Origin of the sequence: Streptomyces sp. S063 (assembly GCF_002832675.1) — a bacterium.
Classification (GTDB): Bacteria; Actinomycetota; Actinomycetes; order Streptomycetales; family Streptomycetaceae; genus Streptomyces; species Streptomyces sindenensis.
Genome location: NZ_CP021707.1, coordinates 3089601 through 3110581, shown reverse-complemented (window position 1 = coordinate 3110581; position 20981 = coordinate 3089601). Strand labels below are relative to the sequence as shown.

General features: G+C 70.7%; 21 protein-coding genes. 14 read left to right on the top strand and 7 right to left on the bottom strand.

Translation table 11 applies throughout. From position 1 onward, the window contains the following. Nucleotides 1-259 precede the first annotated feature (259 nt). The 4 genes from CCZ36_RS14080 to CCZ36_RS14065 are packed head-to-tail and all read left to right on the top strand — an operon-like array spanning nucleotide 260 to nucleotide 4279. Nucleotides 260-1408, top strand: a complete 1149-nt coding sequence (locus CCZ36_RS14080) for an extracellular solute-binding protein (protein WP_069737059.1) — start codon at nucleotides 260-262, stop codon at nucleotides 1406-1408. Between the two features lie 2 nt (nucleotides 1409-1410). Beyond that, complete coding sequence (locus CCZ36_RS14075) at nucleotides 1411-2373, top strand: ABC transporter permease (protein WP_107403593.1); 963 nt, start codon at nucleotides 1411-1413, stop codon at nucleotides 2371-2373. After that, a complete protein-coding gene (locus CCZ36_RS14070) occupies nucleotides 2361-3209 on the top strand; it encodes an ABC transporter permease (RefSeq protein WP_069737060.1) in 849 nt (282 codons plus the stop codon). The genes CCZ36_RS14075 and CCZ36_RS14070 overlap by 13 nt, the downstream gene beginning before the upstream one ends. Beyond that, entirely contained in the window at nucleotides 3206-4279 is a 1074-nt protein-coding gene (locus CCZ36_RS14065; RefSeq protein WP_069737061.1) for an ABC transporter ATP-binding protein, read from the top strand. Before CCZ36_RS14070 ends, CCZ36_RS14065 begins: the two co-directional genes overlap by 4 nt. A 166-nt stretch (nucleotides 4280-4445) precedes the next feature. Here CCZ36_RS14065 and CCZ36_RS14055 read toward each other — a convergent pair whose 3' ends face one another. The 3 genes from CCZ36_RS14055 to CCZ36_RS14045 all read right to left on the bottom strand — a co-directional run bounded on the left by CCZ36_RS14055 (nucleotide 4446) and on the right by CCZ36_RS14045 (nucleotide 6928). After that, a complete protein-coding gene (locus CCZ36_RS14055) occupies nucleotides 4446-5204 on the bottom strand; it encodes an SDR family NAD(P)-dependent oxidoreductase (RefSeq protein WP_069737062.1) in 759 nt (252 codons plus the stop codon). Between the two features lie 92 nt (nucleotides 5205-5296). Beyond that, a complete protein-coding gene (locus CCZ36_RS14050; RefSeq protein WP_128817780.1) occupies nucleotides 5297-6031 on the bottom strand; it encodes a Mut7-C RNAse domain-containing protein in 735 nt (244 codons plus the stop codon). A gap of 75 nt (nucleotides 6032-6106) precedes the next feature. Further along, complete coding sequence (locus CCZ36_RS14045) at nucleotides 6107-6928, bottom strand: AraC family transcriptional regulator (protein WP_128817779.1); 822 nt, start codon at nucleotides 6926-6928, stop codon at nucleotides 6107-6109. Between the two features lie 100 nt (nucleotides 6929-7028). Between CCZ36_RS14045 and CCZ36_RS14040 the strand changes: the two genes are divergently transcribed. Continuing rightward, on the top strand, nucleotides 7029-7640 hold the full coding sequence (locus CCZ36_RS14040; protein ID WP_069737065.1) for a TIGR03086 family metal-binding protein: 612 nt from the start codon (nucleotides 7029-7031) through the stop codon (nucleotides 7638-7640). Here the strand turns inward: CCZ36_RS14040 and CCZ36_RS14035 are convergent. Both CCZ36_RS14035 and CCZ36_RS14030 read right to left on the bottom strand, forming a co-directional pair. Beyond that, complete coding sequence (locus CCZ36_RS14035) at nucleotides 7537-7905, bottom strand: hypothetical protein (protein ID WP_128817778.1); 369 nt, start codon at nucleotides 7903-7905, stop codon at nucleotides 7537-7539. The two genes, CCZ36_RS14040 and CCZ36_RS14035, sit on opposite strands and share 104 nt — an antisense overlap. Nucleotides 7906-8335: 430 nt before the next feature. Beyond that, nucleotides 8336-8920 carry a hypothetical protein gene (locus CCZ36_RS14030; protein WP_073780093.1) on the bottom strand — a complete coding sequence of 195 codons (585 nt, stop codon included), beginning with the start codon at nucleotides 8918-8920 and terminating at the stop codon, nucleotides 8336-8338. Between the two features lie 296 nt (nucleotides 8921-9216). Between CCZ36_RS14030 and hemL the strand changes: the two genes are divergently transcribed. The 7 genes from hemL (at nucleotide 9217) to ccsB (ending at nucleotide 17326) form a co-directional block, all read left to right on the top strand. Then, nucleotides 9217-10524, top strand: coding sequence for a glutamate-1-semialdehyde 2,1-aminomutase (gene hemL / locus CCZ36_RS14025; RefSeq protein WP_176734574.1), 1308 nt, complete (start codon nucleotides 9217-9219; stop codon nucleotides 10522-10524). Then, nucleotides 10521-11249, top strand: coding sequence for a histidine phosphatase family protein (locus CCZ36_RS14020; RefSeq protein ID WP_069737067.1), 729 nt, complete (start codon nucleotides 10521-10523; stop codon nucleotides 11247-11249). Before hemL ends, CCZ36_RS14020 begins: the two co-directional genes overlap by 4 nt. 446 nt (nucleotides 11250-11695) lie before the next feature. Continuing rightward, complete coding sequence (locus CCZ36_RS14015) at nucleotides 11696-12958, top strand: hypothetical protein (protein WP_128817777.1); 1263 nt, start codon at nucleotides 11696-11698, stop codon at nucleotides 12956-12958. A gap of 67 nt (nucleotides 12959-13025) precedes the next feature. Beyond that, nucleotides 13026-13628: a TlpA family protein disulfide reductase gene (locus tag CCZ36_RS14010; RefSeq protein WP_069737069.1), complete on the top strand. Its 603-nt coding sequence runs from the start codon at nucleotides 13026-13028 to the stop codon at nucleotides 13626-13628. 64 nt (nucleotides 13629-13692) lie between these two features. Continuing rightward, nucleotides 13693-14415: a cytochrome c biogenesis CcdA family protein gene (locus tag CCZ36_RS14005; RefSeq protein WP_069737156.1), complete on the top strand. Its 723-nt coding sequence runs from the start codon at nucleotides 13693-13695 to the stop codon at nucleotides 14413-14415. A gap of 5 nt (nucleotides 14416-14420) precedes the next feature. Then, nucleotides 14421-16247 carry a cytochrome c biogenesis protein ResB gene (resB, locus tag CCZ36_RS14000; protein ID WP_128817776.1) on the top strand — a complete coding sequence of 609 codons (1827 nt, stop codon included), beginning with the start codon at nucleotides 14421-14423 and terminating at the stop codon, nucleotides 16245-16247. Next, complete coding sequence (ccsB, locus tag CCZ36_RS13995; RefSeq protein WP_069737071.1) at nucleotides 16244-17326, top strand: c-type cytochrome biogenesis protein CcsB; 1083 nt, start codon at nucleotides 16244-16246, stop codon at nucleotides 17324-17326. Before resB ends, ccsB begins: the two co-directional genes overlap by 4 nt. Before the next feature lie 76 nt (nucleotides 17327-17402). Here the strand turns inward: ccsB and CCZ36_RS13990 are convergent, their stop codons facing one another. Further along, complete coding sequence (locus CCZ36_RS13990) at nucleotides 17403-17759, bottom strand: PLD nuclease N-terminal domain-containing protein (protein WP_079134068.1); 357 nt, start codon at nucleotides 17757-17759, stop codon at nucleotides 17403-17405. A 154-nt stretch (nucleotides 17760-17913) separates the two neighbouring features. Here CCZ36_RS13990 and CCZ36_RS13985 point away from each other — a divergent pair, with 154 nt between their 5' ends. Next, nucleotides 17914-19371 (top strand): menaquinone biosynthesis decarboxylase, encoded by a 1458-nt coding sequence (locus tag CCZ36_RS13985; protein WP_069737073.1) that lies wholly within the window; start codon nucleotides 17914-17916, stop codon nucleotides 19369-19371. After that, nucleotides 19368-20288 (top strand): menaquinone biosynthesis prenyltransferase MqnP, encoded by a 921-nt coding sequence (mqnP, locus tag CCZ36_RS13980; protein WP_069737074.1) that lies wholly within the window; start codon nucleotides 19368-19370, stop codon nucleotides 20286-20288. Before CCZ36_RS13985 ends, mqnP begins: the two co-directional genes overlap by 4 nt. Before the next feature lie 24 nt (nucleotides 20289-20312). On the opposite strand, the gene CCZ36_RS13975 is transcribed toward mqnP, so the two are convergent. Beyond that, nucleotides 20313-20945, bottom strand: a complete 633-nt coding sequence (locus CCZ36_RS13975; RefSeq protein ID WP_069737075.1) for a rhomboid family intramembrane serine protease — start codon at nucleotides 20943-20945, stop codon at nucleotides 20313-20315. Nucleotides 20946-20981 lie beyond the last annotated feature (36 nt).

The window sequence follows — 20981 nt, the reverse complement described above, 5'->3', positions numbered from 1 at the left end:
GCCAGGGGTGATCATGTCATCCGTGCGAGGTGTTCCGCATCCTTGGAGCTGCGCGCAATCGGCGTCTCCCGCCGAAGTGCGAACCCTGCGTCTTACCAGTTTCGAGGAACGTAAACCTACGTCTTGATAACGCTTCTGACCTGCGCTTTTTCCCTTCCGAAGCCTTTACCTGCCGGTCATCCTGCTGCTAGCTTCAGCTCGCTTACTGACGACGGCTTGTCCATACAGGTGGCTCGCCGCAGACCCAGGAGTACGCATCGTGAAGGCACACCATCCCCGCCGCGTCCTGACCGCCGCGGCCCTCGTCGGCCTCACCGCCCTGGTGGCCACCGGTTGTGGCTCCGCCCCCGACAACGCCGGCGGGCGGGACAGCAAGGCGGCGGAGGCGGAGTCGGCGGCGGACCTCGGCGGTATGGAGAAGCTCGTCGCGGCGGCGGAGAAGGAGGGCAAGCTCAACGTCTACGCCCTCGCGCCGGACTGGGCCAACTACGGCGAGATGATCGCGGCGTTCGAGAAGAAGTACGCCATCGAGGTCAACAACGAGGACCCGGGCGGCAGCAGCCAGGGCGCGCTGAACGCGGCGGCCAAGCGCAAGGGCCAGGAGCGGGCCGTGGACGCGCTGGACCTGGGCACCTCGTACATGCAGGAGGCCAAGAAGCAGGGCCTGCTCGCGCCGTACAAGGTCAAGGGCTGGGGCGACATCCCGGACGCGCAGAAGCAGCCGGACGCCTCCTTCATGAACAACTACGGCGGCTACATATCCATCGGCTGCGACGCCAAGGCCGTGAAGAACTGCCCGGAGACGTTCAAGGACCTGCTCAAGCCCGAGTACCGGAACAAGGTCGCGCTCAACGGCGACCCGACCGAGTCCAGTTCGGCGCTGGCCGCGGTGATCGCGGCGTCGCTCGCCAACGGCGGTTCCCTCGACGACGCGCAGCCGGGGCTCGACTTCTTCCAGGAGCTGAGGAAGAAGGGCAACTTCGTTCCCGCGAAGTCCACGCTGGCCACCATCCAGCAGGGCGAGACGCCGATCTCGATCGACTGGGACTACCTCAACCTGGGGTACGGCCAGAAGCTTGAGCCGAAGGGCGTCGACTGGCAGGTCGCGGTGCCCGCCGACGGCCTGTACTCGCGCTACTACAACCAGGGCGTCAACAAGTACGCCCCGCACCCGGCGGCCGCCCGGCTGTGGCTGGAGTTCGTCTACAGCCCCGAGGGCCAGAACATCTGGCTCAAGGGCTTCTCCCGTCCGGCGCTCCTGGAGGCGATGAAGAAGGACGGCAGCGCCGACAAGGCCGCCGTCGCCCGGATCCCCGAGGTCCACGGCACTCCCCAGGAGCCGACCGTGGAGCAGGAGGCGAAGGCCAAGGAGACCGTCGTCCAGGGCTGGGGCAAGGCGGTCAGCTGACCATGCCCGACCAGACCGCACTTCCCGCCCCCGTCACGGGCTCCGTGCCCGTGGCGGGCGCGGCCGCCCCCGCGCCGCCCGCCCCGGCCGCCGCCGGGGGCGATGGCGCCCCCCGCCGCCGTGGGGCTCGGCGGCACCGGTGGCCCGTCGTCGTCCCGTTCTTCGCGTTTCTCGCGGTGTGCTTCGGGCTGCCCGCGGGGACCATGGTGTACGGGGCGTTCACCGTCCTGGACCCGGAGAGCGGTGCGAGCCGCTTCTCCACGGAGAACGTCAGCGGTTCGCTGTCCGGGGCGTACGCCACCGGGCTGACCGGGAGCGTCGAACTCTCGGTCGTGACCGCTCTGCTGGCGACCGTGATCGGCACGCTGATCGCCCAGGCCGTCGTCACATCGCCGCGCCCGGCTCTGCGCGGGATCGTCGTCTCGGCGAGCGGGGTGCTCGCCAACTTCTCCGGTGCGCCGCTCGCCTTCGCGTTCATCGCGACGCTCGGTACGACCGGCACCGTCACCCAGCTCCTCCACCTCGACCGGACCGGCTTCAGCCTCTACAGCTTCACCGGTCTGGTGCTGGCCTACCTCTACTTCATGGTCCCGCTGATGGTGGTGACCGTGCTGCCCGCGCTCGACGGGCTGCGCTCCCAGTGGCAGGAGGCCGCCGCGTCCTGCGGGGCGACCCGGGGGCAGTACTGGCGCCACGTCGGGGTTCCGGTGCTGACGCCGTCGCTGCTCGGCGGCGCGGTGCTGATGTTCGGTACGGCGTTCGCCTCGCACGCCACCGCCGCCGTGATGGTCGGCTCCTCGCAGCCGCTGATCACCATCCAGATCGCCAACGCGCTCAACGGCAACGTCCTGGTGGGGCAGGAGAACCTGGCCCTTGCCATGAGCCTCAACATGGTCGTGATCGCGCTGCTCGTGATGGCCGTACAGATACCGTTGCAGCGCAGGAGTGCCCGATGGCTCGGATGAAGTTGACCTCGCGGGCCGTCGTCCTGCCGCTCGCCGCGCTGTATTTCCTGGTCCCCATCGGCGCCTCGATCTGGTTCAGCGTCAACGAGGTCGAGGGCATCAGCTTCGACGCGTACACCCAGGGGCTCGGCACCGAGGGGCTGACCACCAGCCTGATGCTCTCGGTGCGTCTCGGCCTGGCCACCATCGTCTGCGGGCTGCTGCTGATGGTGCCGACCCTGGTCGCGGTCGCGCTCTATCTGCCCGGGCTGCGCCGGACCGTCGAGATCCTGTGCATGATGCCGCTGGTCGTCCCGCCGATCGCGCTGGTCGCGGGGGTGACCACGGTGCTGTCCTGGGAACAGGACCTGGCCGACACGCCCCTCTACATGACCTTCCAGATGCTGCGGGACGAGAATTTCCCGCTGGTCCTCGTCCTCGTCTACACGGTCATGTCCCTGCCGTTCCTGTACCGCTCGCTGGACGCCGGGCTGCGCGCCGTCGATCTGCGCACGCTCGTCGAGGCCGCCCGCTCGCTCGGTGCCTCCCGGCTCCAGACCCTGTGGCAGGTGATCGTGCCGAACCTGCGGACCGCCGTGGTGGGCGGCGCGGTCCTCAGCCTGGCCATGGTGCTCGGCGAGTACACCGTCGCCTCCGTGCTCTCCTACCGCCCGTTCTCCGTCTGGATGGTGGAGATCAAGGACTCCGAGGCACAGCTCTCGGTGGCGGCCGCGATGCTCAGCCTGCTGATCACCTGGGGGCTGCTGCTCCTGCTCACCACCCTGGCCGGTGGCCGCAGCCGCCGTCGTACGCACCCGGGCTCCGTCCGCGAGAACCGAAAGAAGACCGTGTCATGACCGTCCCCGTGCACCTCAAGCAACTGCGCCGGAAGTTCGGCTCCACGGTCGCGCTCGACGGGCTCGACCTGGACATCGCCGCGGGCGAGATGGTCGCCCTGCTCGGCCCGTCCGGCTGCGGGAAGACCACCGCGCTGCGCATCGTCGCGGGCTTCGAGACCCCCGACGGCGGCGAGCTGCTGATGGGCGGCGAGGACGTCACCTCCGTCCCGGCCAACCGCCGGGACATCGGCATGGTGTTCCAGTCGTACAGCCTGTTCCCGAACATGACGGCCGCCGAGAACATCGCGTACGGCCTGCGGGTACGGGGCCGGGGCGCCGCGACACGCAAGGAGCGGGCGGCGGAGTTGCTGGATCTGGTCGGGCTGCCCGGCCGTGAGGGCCACTACCCGCACCAGCTCTCCGGCGGCCAGCAGCAGCGTGTCGCCCTCGCCCGCGCCCTGGCGATCCGCCCCAGGGTGCTGCTCCTGGACGAGCCGCTGTCCGCCCTGGACGCCAAGGTGCGGCTCAGCCTCCGCGAGGAGATCCGCCGCATCCAGCTGGACCTGGGCATCACCACCGTCTTCGTCACCCACGACCAGGAGGAGGCGCTGTCCATGGCGGACCGCGTCGCCGTGATGAAGGACGGGCGGCTCGAACAGTGCGCCGCGCCCGGCGAGTTGTACGACCGCCCGGCCACGCCGTTCGTCGCCGAGTTCGTCGGCACCATGAACCGGCTGCCGGGCACCGTCCGGGACGGCGGGGTCGTCGAGCTGTTCGGGCGGCGGCTGCCCGTCCACGGCGAGCGGCCCGCCGCCGGCGCCGAGGTCGACGTCCTGCTGCGCCCCGAGGGGCTGGCTGTGGGCGCCGCCGACGACGGGGCGGGGACCTTGGCGACCGTACGGGTGGCGACCTTCCTCGGGCCCACCACCCGGCTGCACCTCACCACCGATTCCGGAGTCGCGTGCAAGGCCGACCTGCCCAGCTGGGAGGCGACCGCCCTGGCTCCGGGAGCACGCTGCACGATCACCCCGCACGAGCACCCCGTGCTCGTCGCCGAGCGAGCCGGCGCCCCGTCCGTCCAGGGGTAGACGAAGGAGTGAGTCCGCGAGGGCCGGGAAGCCGGCCGCCGCGAGCGGGCTGCGCGTGATGACCCTGAACCTGTGGCACGGCGGTGCCGAGGTAGACGACGGCCCGGCCACGCAGCCCGCAGTGATCAAGAAGCACCGGCCCCGGGCCGGCCCCTTGCTCACCGGCTCACAGCGTGCGGTGCACCTTCGTGTTGGAGGCCTGGGCGCGCGGGCGGACCACCAGGAGGTCGATGTTGACGTGGCTGGGGCGGGTGACGGCCCAGCCGATCGTGTCGGCCACGTCCTCGGCGGTCAGCGGGGCGTCGACGCCCGCGTAGACCTTGGCGGCCTTCTCGGTGTCGCCGCGGAAGCGCGTGGTGGCGAACTCCTCGGTCCTGACCATGCCGGGGGCGACCTCGATGACGCGGACGGGGGTGCCGACGATCTCCAGCCGCAGGGTCTCGGCCAGGACGTGCTCGCCGTGCTTGGCCGCGACGTAGCCGCCGCCGCCCTCGTACGTGGAGAGCCCCGCGGTCGACGAGAGGATCACGATCGTGCCGTCGCCGCTCGCGGTGAGGGCGGGCAGCAGGGCCTGGGTGACGTTGAGCGTGCCGATCACGTTCGTCTCGTACATCTGGCGCCAGTCGGCGGGGTCGCCGGTCGCCACCGGGTCGGCCCCGAGCGCCCCGCCCGCGTTGTTGACGAGGACGGCGAGGGAGCGGAACGCGGTGGCGAACTCGTCGACCGCCGCCCGGTCGGTGACGTCCAGCGCGTACGCCGTCGCCTGGTGACCGGCATCGGTGAGCTCGGCGGCCAGCGCCTCGATGCGGTCCTTGCGGCGCGCGGTGAGGACGACGCGGAAGCCCTCGGCGGCCAGCGTACGGGCGGTCGCGGCGCCGATGCCGCTGCTCGCGCCGGTGACGACGGCGATGGGGGTGGCGGCCATGGCGGATCTCCTCGGGCGGCTGCTGATCGGGTACGGGGCAAGGATAGGCAGGCGTCGCGGACCGCCCCGTGCGTGGTGCCTGGTGCGCGCCGTTACGCCGGTGTGCCCCCGAACTCGCGGACGGCCTCGGACACGATCGTCTCCAGGTGGCCGTGGTGGGCGCCCCGCCAGTACACCCGGGAGCACTCCGTGCACTGGGCGAACACGTCGTACGCCTCCTGCGTGCCGTGCTCCAGCAGTCCGCTCACGGAGTCCTTGGCGGCCCCGGCCAGGGTTCCGTTGCACGCGGTGCAGCGGGACCACGGGTCCAGGGCCGGAGCGAAGCGGCCGAGCACGTCGCGGAGTTGCTCCTTGGGGCGGTCGCTGTAGACGTACGCCCCCGCCCAGATCTCGCGGCGGCGCAGCAGCCCGCGGTCCCGGGAGAGCAGGACGCGCCGCTCGCGTGCGGAGAGGGCCGCCAGGGCGGGGTCGCCGATGTCCTCGCTCTCGTACGCGGCGTCGACGCCCAGGAGCCGCAGCCGGCGGGCCAGTGTGCCGAGATGGACGTCCAGGAGGAAGCGCAGGGGTGCGCCGGGGACCCGCTGGGGGCGTTCCACGGCGCGTACGTCGACGTGTTCGCCGGGGCCGGGCACGTGCGAGCGGCCCACCGGGGAGCCGTTCACCAGCAGCGTTCCGGCCTCGGTGAGCGGGACGCCGAGGGACTCGATGACATGGCCGAGGGTCGAGGAGCCGTCGGTGACGAGGGGGGTGGGCCCGCCGCGTCGGTCATGCGGGACGAAGAGCCGCAGCTCGGGGGCTACTTCGAGGGTGATCTCGGGTCCGTTCACCCGGTCAGGATGCCACCGGGGCGGGACGGTCTGCCAGGTATGTGGCGGGGCGCGCGGGGGTGCGTCCCGGCCGGTTCAGTGCGGTGCGAACGCCGTCGGGGGTACGCCCACCGTCGCGGTGAAGTCCCGCACCAGGTGGGCCTGGTCGCTGTAGCCCAGGTCCGTTGCGAGCCGCGCCCAGTCGACTGCCGGGCCGGACTCGGCGGCCTCCAGCGCCTCGTGGATGCGGTAGCGGAGGATGACCCACTTGGGGCCGACGCCGACGTACGCCGAGAACAGCCGTTGCAGGGAGCGGGCGGAGAGTCCGGTGTCCCGGGCGAGCCCGTCCACCCGGCGGACCGTGCGGTCCGTACGGACCCGCTCGACGGCGGCCATCGCGAGATCCGCCCGGGGATCGGGGCGCGGCTCCAGCGCCAGCAGGAAGGCGTCCAGCGCCGCGACCCGGGCGTCCTCGTCGTCCGGGCCGAGGACCGCGTCGACGGGTGGCGGCAGCCGCAGCACCTCGGCGGCGTCGGCCCGCTGCCCGGTCCAGGCGGAGACCGGGCGCCCGGGGGCGAACGGGGCGAAGCCGCCGGGCCGGAACTGCACTCCGCAGACCCGGCCGCGCCCGGCCAGCTTCCGGGTGAAGAGCCCGGGGTCGACGCCCGCCACCTCGGCGTACCCGGACCGCTCCCGGGGGCTGTCCCCGGCCTCGTACCGCTGGCAGACCAGGTTCACCGACGGGTGCGGGACGACGTGGGCGGCGTACGGCTCGGCGAGGTCCCAGTCGATCAGCCAGTAGTGCTCCAGGTACGGGCGCAGCGCGGCGGCGGGCTCGCGGCGGCGGAAGCGGACGCGCGCGAAGAGGTCCGGGGCGTCGACGATGCCCCGGGTGTCGCGGCGGGGGCCGGCGGTCATGCCCCGATGGTAGGCCGCGGGCCCTCCTCCGGCGCGCCGGTCGTGTCCCCTGTCGTGTTTCTTCAAGACGCGGGCCGGGCGACCGGCGCAGGGTGGGGGCATGACTCAGACGATCGGTGAACTGCTGGAGACGGCCGCGGACCGGGCCCTGCCCGTGGTGCGGGGGATCGACGACGGGCAACTGGGCGGCCCCACGCCCTGCGCCGAGTACGACGTACGGGCGCTGCTGAACCACCTGTTTCTGGTGGTCGTGAACTTCCAGGCGCTCGCGGCCCGTGAGGACGTGGATTTCGGCCAGGAGCCGGAGTTCGTGACGGGGGACTGGCGGGGCAGGTTCGGCGACGAGACGGCCCGGCTGGTGGCGGCGTGGAGCGTGCCGGGCGTCGAGGAGGGCACGACGGGGCGGATGGGGCTGCCGGCCCGGACGGTGGGGCTCATGGTGCTCGGCGATCTGACCGTGCACGCCTGGGACCTGGCGCGGGCGACGGGCGGGGACTTCGTGCCGGAGCGGAGCGTGCTGGACGAGGTGGGCCCGGGGCTGGCGGCGATGGCTCCGCAGGCCCGGGAGATGCGTATGTTCGGCGAGCCGTTCCCGGTGCCGGAGAGCGCTACGGCTTTCGAACGGCTGCTGGCGGTGACGGGGCGCGATCCGGGGTGGACTCCGGGGAGGACGGCCGGGGGGAGCGGGGCGGGCGGGGCGAGCGGGAGCTGAGCCCGGTGGGCGGGCCGCCGGGGCCCGGGGAGGTGGGGCTTGCTTCGGCCGGGGCGTCGTAGAGGGGGCCGAGCGTGGCGTACGCGTCGTCGACGATCTCCTCGGCCAGCAGCAGCATCTCCTGCTCCGCCAGCCGGGCCGCCCGGTGGGTGTACGGGGACGGTGGCGCCGGATGCCTGCGGCGCCACCAGCAGTCGCAGGCGGCGTAGATGCCGCCGCCGAAGACCAGGACGGGGATGGACAGGGCCAGCAGAACATCGCCCACGGCGGACCTCCTCGATGGTTGGTGTCCTGTCCATCGGCGTGCCGGGCGGGTCGGCTGAAGACCTGCCGTCGGCCAAACATCCCCAGGGTCTGGCTGGAACGTGACCGGATGTGTGCGCGTGGGTGCGCTTGTTCGGGCGGGTTCGACTGTGTGAACGCAACGCTTCGACGTGGCCGCGGCCGGCCCCGCGTGCACGCCTGCGACGTCGCCGATGCCCGGGTCCCGTACTTCGGGAACGTGCCGCGACCGGCGAGCTTCCCGCTCGGCACCGGCCACATGGCCGACCTGGCCCACCTGTTCGAGAACGACCTCTTCGAACCGCTCGACGGGGCGCAGGCCGCACGGTCGGCCACGGCGACCGCCTACTTGGGCGCAGTTCGCCGCCACGGACCGGATGGGCGGGGGCGGCCTGCCCGCGTGGAAGCCGCTGTCAGGGCCAGACCAGGCAGTACGCCTGATGCCCCGCGTCGTGCAGGCGGTGGGAGAAGTCCTGCCACTCGTGGAGCAGCTGGTAGACGTTGAACGCGTCGCGCGGGCCGCCGCGGTCGGGGACCGTGGACCAGATGAAGGCCGCCGCGCCGACCGACTCCTCGCCGACGCCGCGCAGCGGGTCGACGACGGTCATCGGGAGCTTGACCACGGCGTAGTCGGGGTGGAGGACGACCAGTTCCAGCGGGGGGACCTTGTGCAGGGGTATGCCCTGGATGCCGGTGAGGACCATGGCGGCCACGGTCTCCGGCTTGATCTTGGTGAACATGCCGCCCATGCCCAGCTCGTCACCGCCGAGCTCCTCCGGGCGCATCGAGATGGGCACCCGTGCGGCGGTGGCGCCGTCAGGCGCGCCGAAATACTTGTACGTCACCCCCATCCCGCCCCCGCTCCTGGTCCCGGGGGGCGGCGTGCTCTCCGCGCCCCTGCTCTGTGCGCGCTCGGCCCTGCGCCGGTGCCGCCCTCGTCGGGCAGGCTCGGGCCCCAGGTCGTCGGTCCCTTCGCCCACTCCGCCACCGCGATGCATATCTCATCCACCCGACTACTTCTTAGGAGACACAGCCCCCGCCGCGCAACCCGATCATCGTGTCAGTGACCTCCCCCGCGGGCGTGCGGTGAAACACCTGTCCGCAAAGACCGTCCGTGCCTCTGACACCATGGCATGTGTGAGCTTTCCCTATGACGCCCCAGTTTCGCAGACGCGAGAGCACTGACGCTCTTTCGTGATACGAGGGGAGCGCCCTCCCTGCTCACCGGTGGCCGAGATCGATAGGGATTTCCCGGCCCGGCCCCCCGACACCCGAATCGCAGATCAGGACCAAAGTGGCGTATTCATACGAAGCCCCAGTTTCGCAGTCGCTGTTCGACCGGGCGTCCGTCGTGACGCCCGGCGGCGTGAACTCTCCCGTGCGTGCCTTCCGGGCCGTGGGCGGTACGCCCCGGTTCATGGTGTCCGGCACCGGTCCGTACCTCACCGACGCCGACGGCCGCGAGTACGTCGACCTCGTCTGCTCGTGGGGGCCGATGATTCTCGGCCACTCTCACCCCGAGGTCATCGCCGCCGTCCAGGAGGCGGTCTCCCGGGGTACCTCCTTCGGTACGCCGGGTGAGGGCGAGGTCGCGCTCGCCGAGGAGATCGTGGCGCGGATCGAGCCGGTCGAGCAGGTGCGCCTGGTCTCCTCCGGCACCGAGGCGACGATGTCCGCGATCCGGCTGGCCCGCGGCTTCACGGGCCGGGCCAAGGTCGTGAAGTTCGCCGGCTGCTACCACGGACACGTGGACGCGCTGCTCGCCGCCGCCGGGTCGGGCGTCGCCACCTTCGGGCTGCCCGACACCCCCGGTGTCACGGGCGCCACGGCCGGGGACACCGTCGTGCTGCCCTACAACGACCTGGACGCGGTCCGTGCCGCGTTCGCCGCGCACCCGGGCGAGATCGCCTGCGTGATCACCGAGGCCTCGCCCGGCAACATGGGCGTCGTCCCGCCGGCGGACGGCTTCAACGCCGGGCTCAAGGAGCTGTGCGCGGCCAACGGTGCGCTGTACATCTCCGACGAGGTCATGACGGGCTTCCGTACGTCGAAGGCCGGCTGGTACGGCGTCGACGGCGTCCGCCCCGACCTGATGACCTTCGGCAAGGTGATGGGCGGCGGCTTCCCCGCTGCGGCCTTCGGCGGTCGCGGCGACGTGATGGCGCACCTGGCCCCGGCCGGCCCGGTCTACCAGGCGGGCACCCTCTCCGGGAACCCGGTCGCCACCGCCGCCGGGCTCGCCCAGCTGCGGCTGCTGGACGACGCGGCGTACGCGAAGATCGACGCGGTCTCCGCCGAGCTGCGCTCCCTGGTGGGCGACGCGCTGGCCAAGGAGGGCGTCGCCCACACGGTGTCGGCCGCGAGCAACATGTTCTCCGTCTTCTTCACCGACCAGCCGGTGCGGAACTACGACGACGCCAAGAAGCAGGACGTCTTCCGCTTCACCGCGTTCTTCCACTCCATGCTGGAGCAGGGCGTCTATCTGCCGCCCTCGGCGTTCGAGTCCTGGTTCGTCTCCACGGCCCACGACGAGCGGGCGGTCGAGCGCATCGCCGCCGCCCTGCCCGCCGCCGCCCGCGCCGCGTCGGAGGCCACCGCATGAGCCGGAAGAGCACCGGCCCCGAAAGCGCCGACCGCGACGAGCAGCTGACCGTGGTGCACGTGGTCCGGCACGGCGAGGTGCACAACCCGGACGGTGTGCTCTACGGCCGCCGCCCCGGCTACCACCTCTCCGACCTGGGCCGGAAGATGGCCGACCGGGTCGCCGAGCACCTGGAGAAGCGCGACATCACCCATGTCGTCGCCTCCCCGCTGGAGCGCGCCCAGGAGACCGCCGACCCCATCGCGAAGGCGCACGGCCTGGACCTGGCCACCGATGCCCGGCTGATCGAGGCCGCCAACGTCTTCGAGGGCAAGACCTTCGGCGTCGGCGACGGCGCGCTGCGCAAGCCGGACAACTGGAAGCACCTCACCAACCCGTTCAAGCCGTCCTGGGGCGAGCCGTACATCGAGCAGGTCGTCCGGATGATGGGCGCGATCGACACGGCGCGGGACGCGGCGCGCGGGCACGAGGCGGTCTGCGTCAGCCACCAGCTGCCGATCTGGATCCTGCGGTCCTTCGTGGAGCGCCGCCGCCTGTGGCACGACCCGCGCAAGCGGCAGTGCACGCTGGCCTCGCTGACCAGCTTCACCTACCGGGGCGACAAGATCGTCTCGGTAGGCTACTCGGAGCCGGCCCGGGACCTGGTGCCCGTGCATCTGCTGGCCGGGGCCAAGCCGGTGAAGGGGAAGGCCGCGAAGGGCCAGTCGAAGGCGTTCGGGGCGTAGTCGGACGCCACGGAACGACGACAAGAACGAGACGGACGTACGGGACCGGCTGCCGCACACCGCGGCGGGCGGTCCCGTCCCTTTTCCCGTGTCGCCCGCTCCCCGCGTCGAACGCTCGGCGATGCCCCCGGCCGGTACGGCGAACGATCCCCGCGACCGCGCATGAGTTCGACGGGGTGGGGAAGCCGACCCGTCGATCCGAGGTCCGTTCGATCCGCGATCCGCGATCGGTCGGGCCGGTGGCAGAACTGCGGAGGGCCGTTCCCGCGTCCCCCTCCAGGGTTGCTCGTGAGGGTGTGCGGGAGCCGTACAGGCGTCTCGTCGCGATCGGAAGGTAAAGCGTAAAGAAAGTCCCTAAATGCACGGAACCGACGTGTTACGCGCCCCATCTAACCCTTCAGCAGTTTGTATGGGCTTGAGATAAAACGACCGCAGATGGGGACGGTATGCGCGACATCGATCGAAGGGGCCTGCTCGGCGCAGGGCTCGGGGCCGCAGCCGCGATCGGGCTCGCCGCCTGTGGCACCTCGGGCTCCTCCGGTGACGGAGGGGCCGACCGGGGTGGCACGGGGTCGGGTGACTCCGGCACCGGAGGCAACGGCAGCGGAAACGGTTCGCCGAAGAACAAGGTCCGGCTGATCGGTGACGGCTCGACGGCCGACACCGGCAAGCAGCCCCATCAGCCCGAGGCCCCCGTCCCGCTCGAACCCGGCCAGAAGCCGCCGCAGTTCGTGATCTTTTCCTGGGACGGCGCGGGCGAGGTCGGCAACGGGCTCTTCCCGCGCTTTCTCGAACTCGCCAAGGAACACGACGCGGCGATGACCTTCTTCCTCTCCGGCATCTATCTGCTGCCCGAGTCGAAGAAGTCCCTCTACCGTCCGCCGAACAACCCGCGCGGCGCCTCCGACATCGGCTATCTCACCGATGACCACGTCAAGGACACGCTGAAGTACGTACGTCAGGCGTGGCTGGACGGCCACGAGATCGGCACCCACTTCAACGGGCATTTCTGCGGCGGTTCCGGATCCGTGGAGCGCTGGACTCCGGCCCAATGGCACAGCGAGATCAATCAGGCTGTGTCGTTCGTCACGGAATGGCGGACCAACACCGGCTGGGAGAACGAGGAGCCGCTCCCGTTCGACTATCGCAAGGAACTGGTCGGCGGCCGCACCCCCTGTCTGCTCGGCCAGGACAACCTCCTGCCGACCGCGCGCAAGCTGGGCTGGCGCTACGACGCCAGCTCCCCCGGCGGCCGCCAGACCTGGCCCGTGAAGCGCGGCGGCGTCTGGGACCTGCCGCTCCAGGCGATGCCGTTCCCCGGCCACTCCTTCGAGGTCCTCTCGATGGACTACAACATCCTCGCCAACCAGTCGAAGAATTCGACCAAGGGCATGCCCTCGCGTTATCCCGGCTGGCGAAAGCAGGCGACCGACGCCTATCTCGCCGGATTCCAGCGCGCGTACGAGTCGAATCGCGCGCCGTTCTACATCGGCAACCACTTCGAGGAGTGGAACGGCGGCATCTATATGGACGCCGTGGAAGAAGTGATCAAGAAGGTCGCGGACAAGGACGACGTCCGTCTCGTCTCGTTCCGGCAGTACGTCGACTGGCTCGACGCCCAGGATCCCGCCGTGCTCACCAAGCTCCGGACGCTGGACGTCGGACAGGCGCCCGTCGGCGGCTGGAACTCCTTCTTTAAACAGGCTTGACAAGGGGCTTTACGGGCACCGAGGGGGGCGCGCAGATCCCCGGAAACTGCCATGCGAAACTTTTCACATGAGCTTTGGCCGCGCGTCCCGTCGCCGTTTCACCCTGCTCGCCGCCACCGCCGTGGCCGGTGCCCTGACGTTGTCCGCGTGCGGCGACGGCAACAAGGCCGGGGGCGGCGGCAACACCAACTTCATCACCGGCAGCGGAGGCGTCTCCACCGTCGCGAAGGCGGACCGGGTGGCCGCGCCGAAGCTCGACGGCAACACCCTGGAGGGCAAGCCGCTCGACCTCGCCGACCACAAGGGCAAGGTCGTCGTGCTCAACGTCTGGGGCTCCTGGTGCGGCCCCTGCCGGCTGGAGGCGAAGTACTTCGCGCAGGTCTCCGAGGAGACGAAGGACCAGGGCGTCGAGTTCGTCGGGATAAACACCCGGGACCCCGAGCGGGACAAGGCGATCAACTTCGAGAAGGACTACGGGGTGAAGTACCCCAGCTTCTACGACCCGATCGGCAAGCTCATCCTCCGCTTTCCCAAGGGCACCCTGAACCCGCAGGCCATCCCGTCCACCGTGGTCATCGACCGGGACGGGAAGATCGCGGCACGCACCCTCCAGGCGCTGAACGCGGACGAGCTGCGCAAGATGATCGACCCGATCATCGCGGAGAAGTGATCCGGTGATCCCGCTCGCCGCCCCCCACGAGACCGTCACGCTGGCCGCGTACAACGAGACCGTCATGAGCGGGACCCTGCTGGTGTCCCTGCCCATCGCCCTGCTGGCCGGACTCATCTCCTTCTTCTCGCCGTGCGTGCTGCCCCTCGTGCCCGGCTACCTCAGCTACGTCACCGGGGTCAGTGGCACCGACCTCGCCGATGCGCGCCGGGGCCGGGTGGTGACGGGCGCCGCCCTCTTCGTCCTCGGCTTCACCGTCGTCTTCGTCTCCGGCGGGGCCCTCTTCGGCTACTTCGGCCGGGAGCTCCAGATGCACGCCGAGCTGTTCAACAGGATCCTCGGCGTCCTGATGATCCTCATGGGCGTCTTCTTCATGGGGCTCCTGCCCGGGGTGACGCAGCGCGAGTTCCGCTTCCACAAGCGGCCGGTGACCGGACTGGCCGGCGCACCGCTGCTCGGCGCCCTCTTCGGGATCGGCTGGACCCCGTGCATCGGCCCGACGTTCGCCGCCGTGAGCACGCTCGCCTTCACCGAGGGCACCGCCGGACGCGGCGCGATACTGACCGTCGCGTACTGTCTCGGACTCGGTGTCCCGTTCGTCCTGGCCGCGGTCGCCTTCCGCAAGGCGCTCGGCGCGTTCGGCTGGGTCAAGCGCCACTACGCATGGGTGATGCGGATCGGCGGCGGCATGATGATCGTGACCGGAATCCTGCTGCTGACCGGTGCGTGGGCCACGCTCATGCAGCACATGCAGAGCTGGTCCAGCGGCTTCGTTGTAGGGATCTGAGTCCAATGAGCAAGGCGAACAGCACAACGACGCGACAGCGCGAGGAGGAGCACGAGCCGGGCTCCGCCCACGGCGCGGCCGGGGAACAGCTCTCCACCGCGCCCCGCGAGGAGCGCCCCGACACGGGGGCGGGCGTGCCCGCGATGAGCGTGATCGGCTGGGTGCGCTGGTTCTGGCGTCAGCTCACCTCGATGCGGGTGGCGCTGATCCTGCTCTTCCTGCTCTCGCTCGGGGCGATCCCGGGGTCGCTGATCCCGCAGACCAGCGTCGACGACATGAAGGTGCAGGCCTTCAAGGAGCGGCACACCACGCTCACCCCGATCTACGAGGCGCTCCAGCTCTTCGACGTCTACAGCTCCGTGTGGTTCTCCGCGATCTACATCCTGCTGTTCGTCTCGCTCATCGGCTGCATCGTGCCGCGCACCGGCCAGTTCGTCGGCCAGCTCCGCAGCCGCCCGCCGGGCGCGCCGAAACGGCTGACCCGGCTGCCCGCGTACACCACCTGGCGCACGGAGGCCGAGCCCGAGGAGGTCCGCGCGGCGGCCCTCGCGATGCTGCGCGGGCGTCGCTTCCGCGGCCACGAGGTGGGCGACGCGGTCGCCGCCGAGAAGGGCTACCTCCGCGAGGCCGGGAACCTGGTCTTCCACATCGCCCTGATCGTGATGCTGATCGCCTTCGCCTCCGGGCAGCTCTTCAAGTCCGAGGGGGGCAAGCTGGTCGTCGAAGGCGACGGCTTCTCCAACACGCTCACCCAGTACGACGACTTCAAGTCGGGCTCGCTCTACGACTCCGACTCGCTGGCCCCGTTCAGCTTCGTCCTGGACGACTTCGTCGGTACGTACGAGAAGAGCGGCCCGCAGCGCGGCACCCCGCGGACCTTCGAGGCCCGGGTGACGTACGCCGAGGGGGCCGATGGCGCGGAGCGCAAGGGCGTCATCAAGGTCAACGAACCGCTCGTCGTGGACGGCACCAAGGTCTATCTGATCGCCCACGGCTACGCGCCCGTCGTCACCGTCCGGGACGGCAGGGGCAAGGTCGTCTCGAAGTCCGCCGTGCCGCTGCTGCCGATCGACAACAACATCACCTCGTCCGGCGCGATCAAGGTGATGGACGGCTACAAGGACAAGGACGGCAGGAAGACCCAGCTGGGCTTCAAGGCGTTCTTCGTGCCGACCTTCGCCGGTCACGGCAAGGGCCAGATGTTCTCGCAGTTCCCGGCGCTGGACTTCCCGGTGCTGGCGCTCAGTGCCTACCAGGGCTCCCTCGGTGTCGACTCCGGGCTCGCGCAGAACGTCTATCAGCTCGACACGTCCAAGATGAAGGAGTTCAAGGACAAGGACGGCGAGCTGCTCAAGAAGATGCTGATGCCCGGCGAGAAGCTCGACCTGCCCGACGGCGCCGGGTCCATCACCTTCGACGGCGTCGAGGAGTGGGCCAGCTTCCAGATCTCGCAGCAGCCGGGCAACGGCTGGGCGCTCGGCGGGGCCGTGGCCGCCATCGCCGGACTCGCCGGCTCGCTGTTCATCCAGCGCCGCCGGGTGTGGGTGCGGGCGGTCCGGGGCGCCGACGGCGTCACGGTCGTGGAGATGGCGGGCCTGGGACGCAGCGAGTCCGCGAAGCTCCCCGAGGAACTGGGCGACCTGTCGGCCGCCCTCGTCACGACGGCGCCCGTCGCCCCCGTCGCCCCGGAGGAACCGGACGCGGAGGAGACACCGGAAGCGCCGAAGACACCGGACGGGGCCGGCGCGTCCGCCGCGACCGATGCCACCAACGAGGCCGGGAGCCGGCCCGTACACCCTGCCGAAGCACCTGCCGAAGGGGCTGAGAAGTGAATCTCGCCGCCGCAACCAACGAGAGCCTGGCCGAAGCCAGCAATGTGCTGATCTATTCGTCGATGGCCGTCTACACCCTGGCGTTCTTCGCACACATCGCGGAGTGGGTCTTCGGCAGCCGCAGCAAGGTCGGCCGCACGGCCGCCGCGCTGTCCGCCCCCTCGGCCAAGGCCTCCGCCGCCGCCCCCGCGGTGAAGGCGCAGGCCGGTGGCACGGCCGTGCTGGAGCGGCCCGAGGTCATCACCCGCTCCGCCACCGGTACGCGTGACGTGCCCGACGGCCCGGGTGCGGCGGGCGGCACGTTCAAGGGCGACCTGTACGGCCGGATCGCGGTCTCGCTGACCGTGGTGGCCTTCCTCGTCGAGGCGGGCGGGGTCATCACCCGCGCGCTGTCCGTGCAGCGGGCCCCCTGGGCCAACATGTACGAGTTCTCCATCACCTTCTCCACGGTGGCGGTCGGCTCCTACCTGGTGCTGCTCGCGCTGAAGAAGAACGTCCGCTGGATCGGCCTCCCGCTGGTCACCACCGTTCTGCTGGACCTCGGTATCGCGGTCACCACGCTCTACACCGACAGCGATCAGCTGGTGCCCGCCCTGCACTCGTACTGGCTGTGGATCCACGTCTCGACCGCGATCCTCTGCGGCGCCGTGTTCTACCTCGGCGCGGTCGGCACGATCCTCTACCTCTTCCGCGACAGCTACGAGAACAAGCTCGCCTCCGGCGGCACGCCCGGGAAGTTCGCGTCCTCGGTCATGGAGCGGCTGCCCTCGGCGGCCTCGCTGGACAAGTTCGCGTACCGGATCAACGCGGCCGTCTTCCCGCTGTGGACGTTCACGATCATCGCCGGGGCGATCTGGGCGGGCGACGCCTGGGGCCGGTACTGGGGCTGGGACCCCAAGGAGGTCTGGTCCTTCATCACCTGGGTCGCCTACGCCGCCTATCTGCACGCCCGCGCCACCGCCGGCTGGAAGGGCCGCAAGGCCGCCTACCTGGCGCTCGTCGCCTTCGCCTGCTGGCTGTTCAACTACTACGGCGTGAACATCTTCGTCTCCGGCCTGCACTCGTACGCGGGCGTCTGAACAACCCACGCACGACGCGAAAGGCCCCCCGGACGGAATCCCGTCCGGGGGGCCTTTCGCGTCGGGTGGTGCGCCGTCAGGACGTGGGCGGGGTCTTGTCGTCGGGGCCCGTACCGCCGTCGCGACGGCCCGGCTCCTCCTCGGTCTCCGCCTCGGGCTCGCGGTCGTCCTTGAGGGACTTCAGGAAGTCCGGGTTGTCGTCCGGGGCCACCCACTGCTGCCGCCTGTTCCGCTGCCACGAGGCGGGCCCGGCGCCCGCGGCCCGGTTGTGGCGGTTCTTGCCGGCGACGAGCCAGACGACCGGGCCGACGATCCAGAACAGCAGGATGATGAAGACCCAGGCGATCTTCGGCAGATGCTTGGTGTCCTCCTCCGTCGTGTTCAGGCAGTCGATGAACGCGTAGATCGTCAGCGCCAGCGGGACGATGAACATCAGGGCTCTCATGGTGCGTCCCCCAGGAAGTGGCGGCGGGCGGGACGATTGCCCCGTATCGCGGCCAGGGTACCGGCTCGGCGATGAGGATCCGGGGCGCGGGACGGGGGAGCCCCGGCGGGCCCGCGGGGGCGGGGATGACAAACTGGACCGCATGGCTTACGACGATCTTCGCTCCCTGCTCCGGGCTCTTGAGCGCGATGGTGATCTCAAGCGCGTCAAGGTCGAGGTCGACCCCCACCTGGAGGTCGGCGAGATCGTCGACCGGGTCAACAAGGCGGGCGGGCCGGCCCTGCTGTTCGAGAACGTCAAGGGGTCCTCGATGCCCCTGGCCATGAACGTCTTCGGTACCGACCGGCGCCTGCTCAAGGCGCTCGGGCTGAAGTCGTACAGCGACATCAGCGACAAGATCGGCGGGCTCCTCAAGCCGGAGCTGCCGCAGGGCTTCGTCGGCGTACGGGAGGCCTTCGGGAAGCTCGGCTCGATGGTGCACGTGCCGCCGAAGAAGGTGAAGTCCGGCGACGCGCCCGTCCAGGAAGTGGTGCTGACCGGCGACGACGTCGACCTGGACCAGCTGCCCGCGCTGTTCACCTGGCCCGAGGACGGCGGCTCGTTCTTCAACCTCGGCCTCACCCACACCAAGCACCCCGAGAACGGCGTCCGCAACCTGGGCCTCTACCGGCTCCAGCGCCACGACAAGCGCACCATCGGGATGCACTGGCAGATCCACAAGGACAGCGCCAACCACTATCAGGTCGCGGCGCGGCGCGGCGAGCGGCTGCCCGTCGCCATCGCCTTCGGCTGCCCGCCCGCCGTCACGTACGCCTCCACCGCGCCGCTGCCCGGAGACATCGACGAGTACCTCTTCGCCGGGTTCGTCCAGGGCAAGCGGATCGAGATGGTCGACTGCAAGACCGTGCCGCTCCAGGTCCCCGCGCAGGCGGAGGTCGTCATCGAGGGCTGGCTGGAGCCGGGCGAGATGCTGCCCGAGGGCCCGTTCGGGGACCACACCGGCTTCTACACCCCGCAGGAACCGTTCCCCGCACTGACCATCGACTGCGTCACCATGCGCAAGCGGCCGTTGCTCCAGTCCATCGTGGTGGGCCGGCCGCCGACCGAGGACGGGCCGCTGGGCCGGGCCACGGAGCGGTTCTTCCTGCCGCTGCTGAAGATCATCGTGCCGGACATCGTGGACTACCACCTCCCCGAGGCGGGCGGCTTCCACAACTGCGCGATCGTCTCGATCGACAAGAAGTACCCGAAGCACGCCCAGAAGGTGATGAGCGCGATCTGGGGCGCGCACATGATGTCGCTGACCAAGCTGATCGTGGTCGTCGACGCCGACTGCGACGTCCACGATCTGCACGAGGTGGCCTGGCGGGCGCTGGGCAACACCGACTACGCCCGCGACCTCACGGTCACCGAGGGCCCGGTCGACCACCTCGACCACGCCTCGTACCAGCAGTTCTGGGGAGGCAAGGCGGGCATCGACGCCACGAAGAAGCTGCCCACCGAGGGTTACACCCGGGACGGCGGCTGGCCGGAGATGGTCGTCTCCGACCCGGAGACGGCGGCGAAGGTCGACCGCCGCTGGAAGGAATACGGGCTGTGAGCAGTGCGGCAGAAGCGGCGTCCGTCCAGGGCCCCGCACCCTCCAGCGGCAAGGTGAAGGCGTTCCTGCGGCTCGTGATGATCGAGCACTCGGTCTTCGCGCTGCCCTTCGCCTACATCGCCGCGCTGACAGCGATGTTCCGGCTGGACGGCACGATCCACTGGGGTGTCCTGCTGCTGGTCACCCTGGCGATGGTGGGGCTGCGGACCTTCGCGATGGCCGCCAACCGGATCATCGACCGGGAGATCGACGCCCGGAACCCGCGCACCGCGGGCCGTGAGCTGGTGACGGGCGCGGTGTCGGTGAAGTCGGCGTGGACCGGGGCCGTCGTCGCGCTGGCCGTCTTCCTGGGCGCCGCCGCCCTGCTCAACCCGCTCTGCCTGGCGCTCGCGCCGGTCGCGGTCATCCCGATGGTGGTCTACCCGTACGGCAAGCGGTTCACGAACTTCCCGCACGCCATCCTGGGGCTCGCGCAGGCCATCGGCCCGGTCGGCGCCTGGCTCGCGGTGACCGGCAGCTGGTCGTGGGACGCGGTGATCCTCGGGCTCGCGGTGGGGATCTGGATCGGCGGCTTCGACCTGATCTTCGCCTGCCAGGACGTCCGGGCCGACCGGGCGCACGGGGTGCTCTCCTTCCCGGCGCGCTTCGGGATCCCGGCCGCGCTGTGGGGCGCGCGGGTGTGCCACGTGATCACGACCGGGCTGCTGGTGTGGTTCGGGCTGGCCACGGACGCCGAGGTCTTCTACTGGATCGGCATGGCGGTCGTCGCCGCGGCGTTCGTCTACGAGCACCGGGTCGTGCGGCCGCACGATCTGTCCCGGCTGAACCGGGCGTTCTTCTCGGTGAACGGCTTCATCGGCATCGCGCTGTTCGCCTGCGCGCTGCTGGACCTGCTGGTGCGGGGCCTGACCCCGTAACGCGTCTCGGACGCGCGGGTCGGCTCAGACCGTGACCAGGTTGTCCGGGCCGCGACGCGTGGACGGGCGGCGGAAGAGGAACGCCGCCGCCACACCGCCGATCAGCCCGAACAGGTGCCCCTGCCAGCTCACGCCCGACTGGGTCGGCAGGACGCCCCAGAGCAGCGAGCCGTAGACCACGGCGACGCCGACGCCCATGAGGATGTCCCAGGGGCGGCGGTCCACGAAGCCGCGGACCAGCAGATAGCCGAGCAGCCCGAAGACCACGCCGGACGCGCCGAGCGTGATCGTGTTCTCCGGGGCGGTCAGCCAGACGCCAAGGCCGCTGGCCACGATGATCGTGGATACGACGGCGGCGAACCGGCGGAGCCCGGCGAGGGCGGCTATGAAGCCGAGGACCAGCAGCGGGACGCTGTTGGAGGCCACGTGCTCCCAGCCGCTGTGCAGAAACGCGGCGGGCACCACGTCCCGCAGCTCGGACATCTCGCGCGGGCTGATGCCGTAGGTGTCCAGGGCGTGGCCGGTGGCGACGTCGATCCCTTCGAGGACCCACAGCAGGGCCACCCAGCCCGCCATCAGAAGTCCGGCGGTCAGGGCCCGCGCGCTGCCGGTGGTGCCGTGGTCCGTGGTGCGGTCGGTGGTCCAGTAATCGCCCATGGTCTGCCCCTGCCCCCGGGTTGCCCGTCACCCGGA

What these genes read in the sequence shown, in the direction of transcription:
- CCZ36_RS14005 (WP_069737156.1), top strand. Translation starts at nt 13,693, where the DNA reads ATGAGCGGGACCCTGCTGGTGTCCCTGCCCATCGCCCTGCTGGCCGGA.
- CCZ36_RS14055 (WP_069737062.1), bottom strand. Translation starts at nt 5,204, where the DNA reads ATGGCCGCCACCCCCATCGCCGTCGTCACCGGCGCGAGCAGCGGCATC.
- CCZ36_RS14075 (WP_107403593.1), top strand. Translation starts at nt 1,411, where the DNA reads ATGCCCGACCAGACCGCACTTCCCGCCCCCGTCACGGGCTCCGTGCCC.
- CCZ36_RS14070 (WP_069737060.1), top strand. Translation starts at nt 2,361, where the DNA reads ATGGCTCGGATGAAGTTGACCTCGCGGGCCGTCGTCCTGCCGCTCGCC.
- resB (WP_128817776.1), top strand. Translation starts at nt 14,421, where the DNA reads ATGAGCAAGGCGAACAGCACAACGACGCGACAGCGCGAGGAGGAGCAC.
- CCZ36_RS14045 (WP_128817779.1), bottom strand. Translation starts at nt 6,928, where the DNA reads ATGACCGCCGGCCCCCGCCGCGACACCCGGGGCATCGTCGACGCCCCG.
- CCZ36_RS14020 (WP_069737067.1), top strand. Translation starts at nt 10,521, where the DNA reads ATGAGCCGGAAGAGCACCGGCCCCGAAAGCGCCGACCGCGACGAGCAG.
- CCZ36_RS14030 (WP_073780093.1), bottom strand. Translation starts at nt 8,920, where the DNA reads ATGCATCGCGGTGGCGGAGTGGGCGAAGGGACCGACGACCTGGGGCCC.
- CCZ36_RS14015 (WP_128817777.1), top strand. Translation starts at nt 11,696, where the DNA reads ATGCGCGACATCGATCGAAGGGGCCTGCTCGGCGCAGGGCTCGGGGCC.
- CCZ36_RS13985 (WP_069737073.1), top strand. Translation starts at nt 17,914, where the DNA reads ATGGCTTACGACGATCTTCGCTCCCTGCTCCGGGCTCTTGAGCGCGAT.
- CCZ36_RS14010 (WP_069737069.1), top strand. Translation starts at nt 13,026, where the DNA reads ATGAGCTTTGGCCGCGCGTCCCGTCGCCGTTTCACCCTGCTCGCCGCC.
- CCZ36_RS14065 (WP_069737061.1), top strand. Translation starts at nt 3,206, where the DNA reads ATGACCGTCCCCGTGCACCTCAAGCAACTGCGCCGGAAGTTCGGCTCC.
- CCZ36_RS13975 (WP_069737075.1), bottom strand. Translation starts at nt 20,945, where the DNA reads ATGGGCGATTACTGGACCACCGACCGCACCACGGACCACGGCACCACC.
- CCZ36_RS14040 (WP_069737065.1), top strand. Translation starts at nt 7,029, where the DNA reads ATGACTCAGACGATCGGTGAACTGCTGGAGACGGCCGCGGACCGGGCC.
- CCZ36_RS13990 (WP_079134068.1), bottom strand. Translation starts at nt 17,759, where the DNA reads ATGTTCATCGTCCCGCTGGCGCTGACGATCTACGCGTTCATCGACTGC.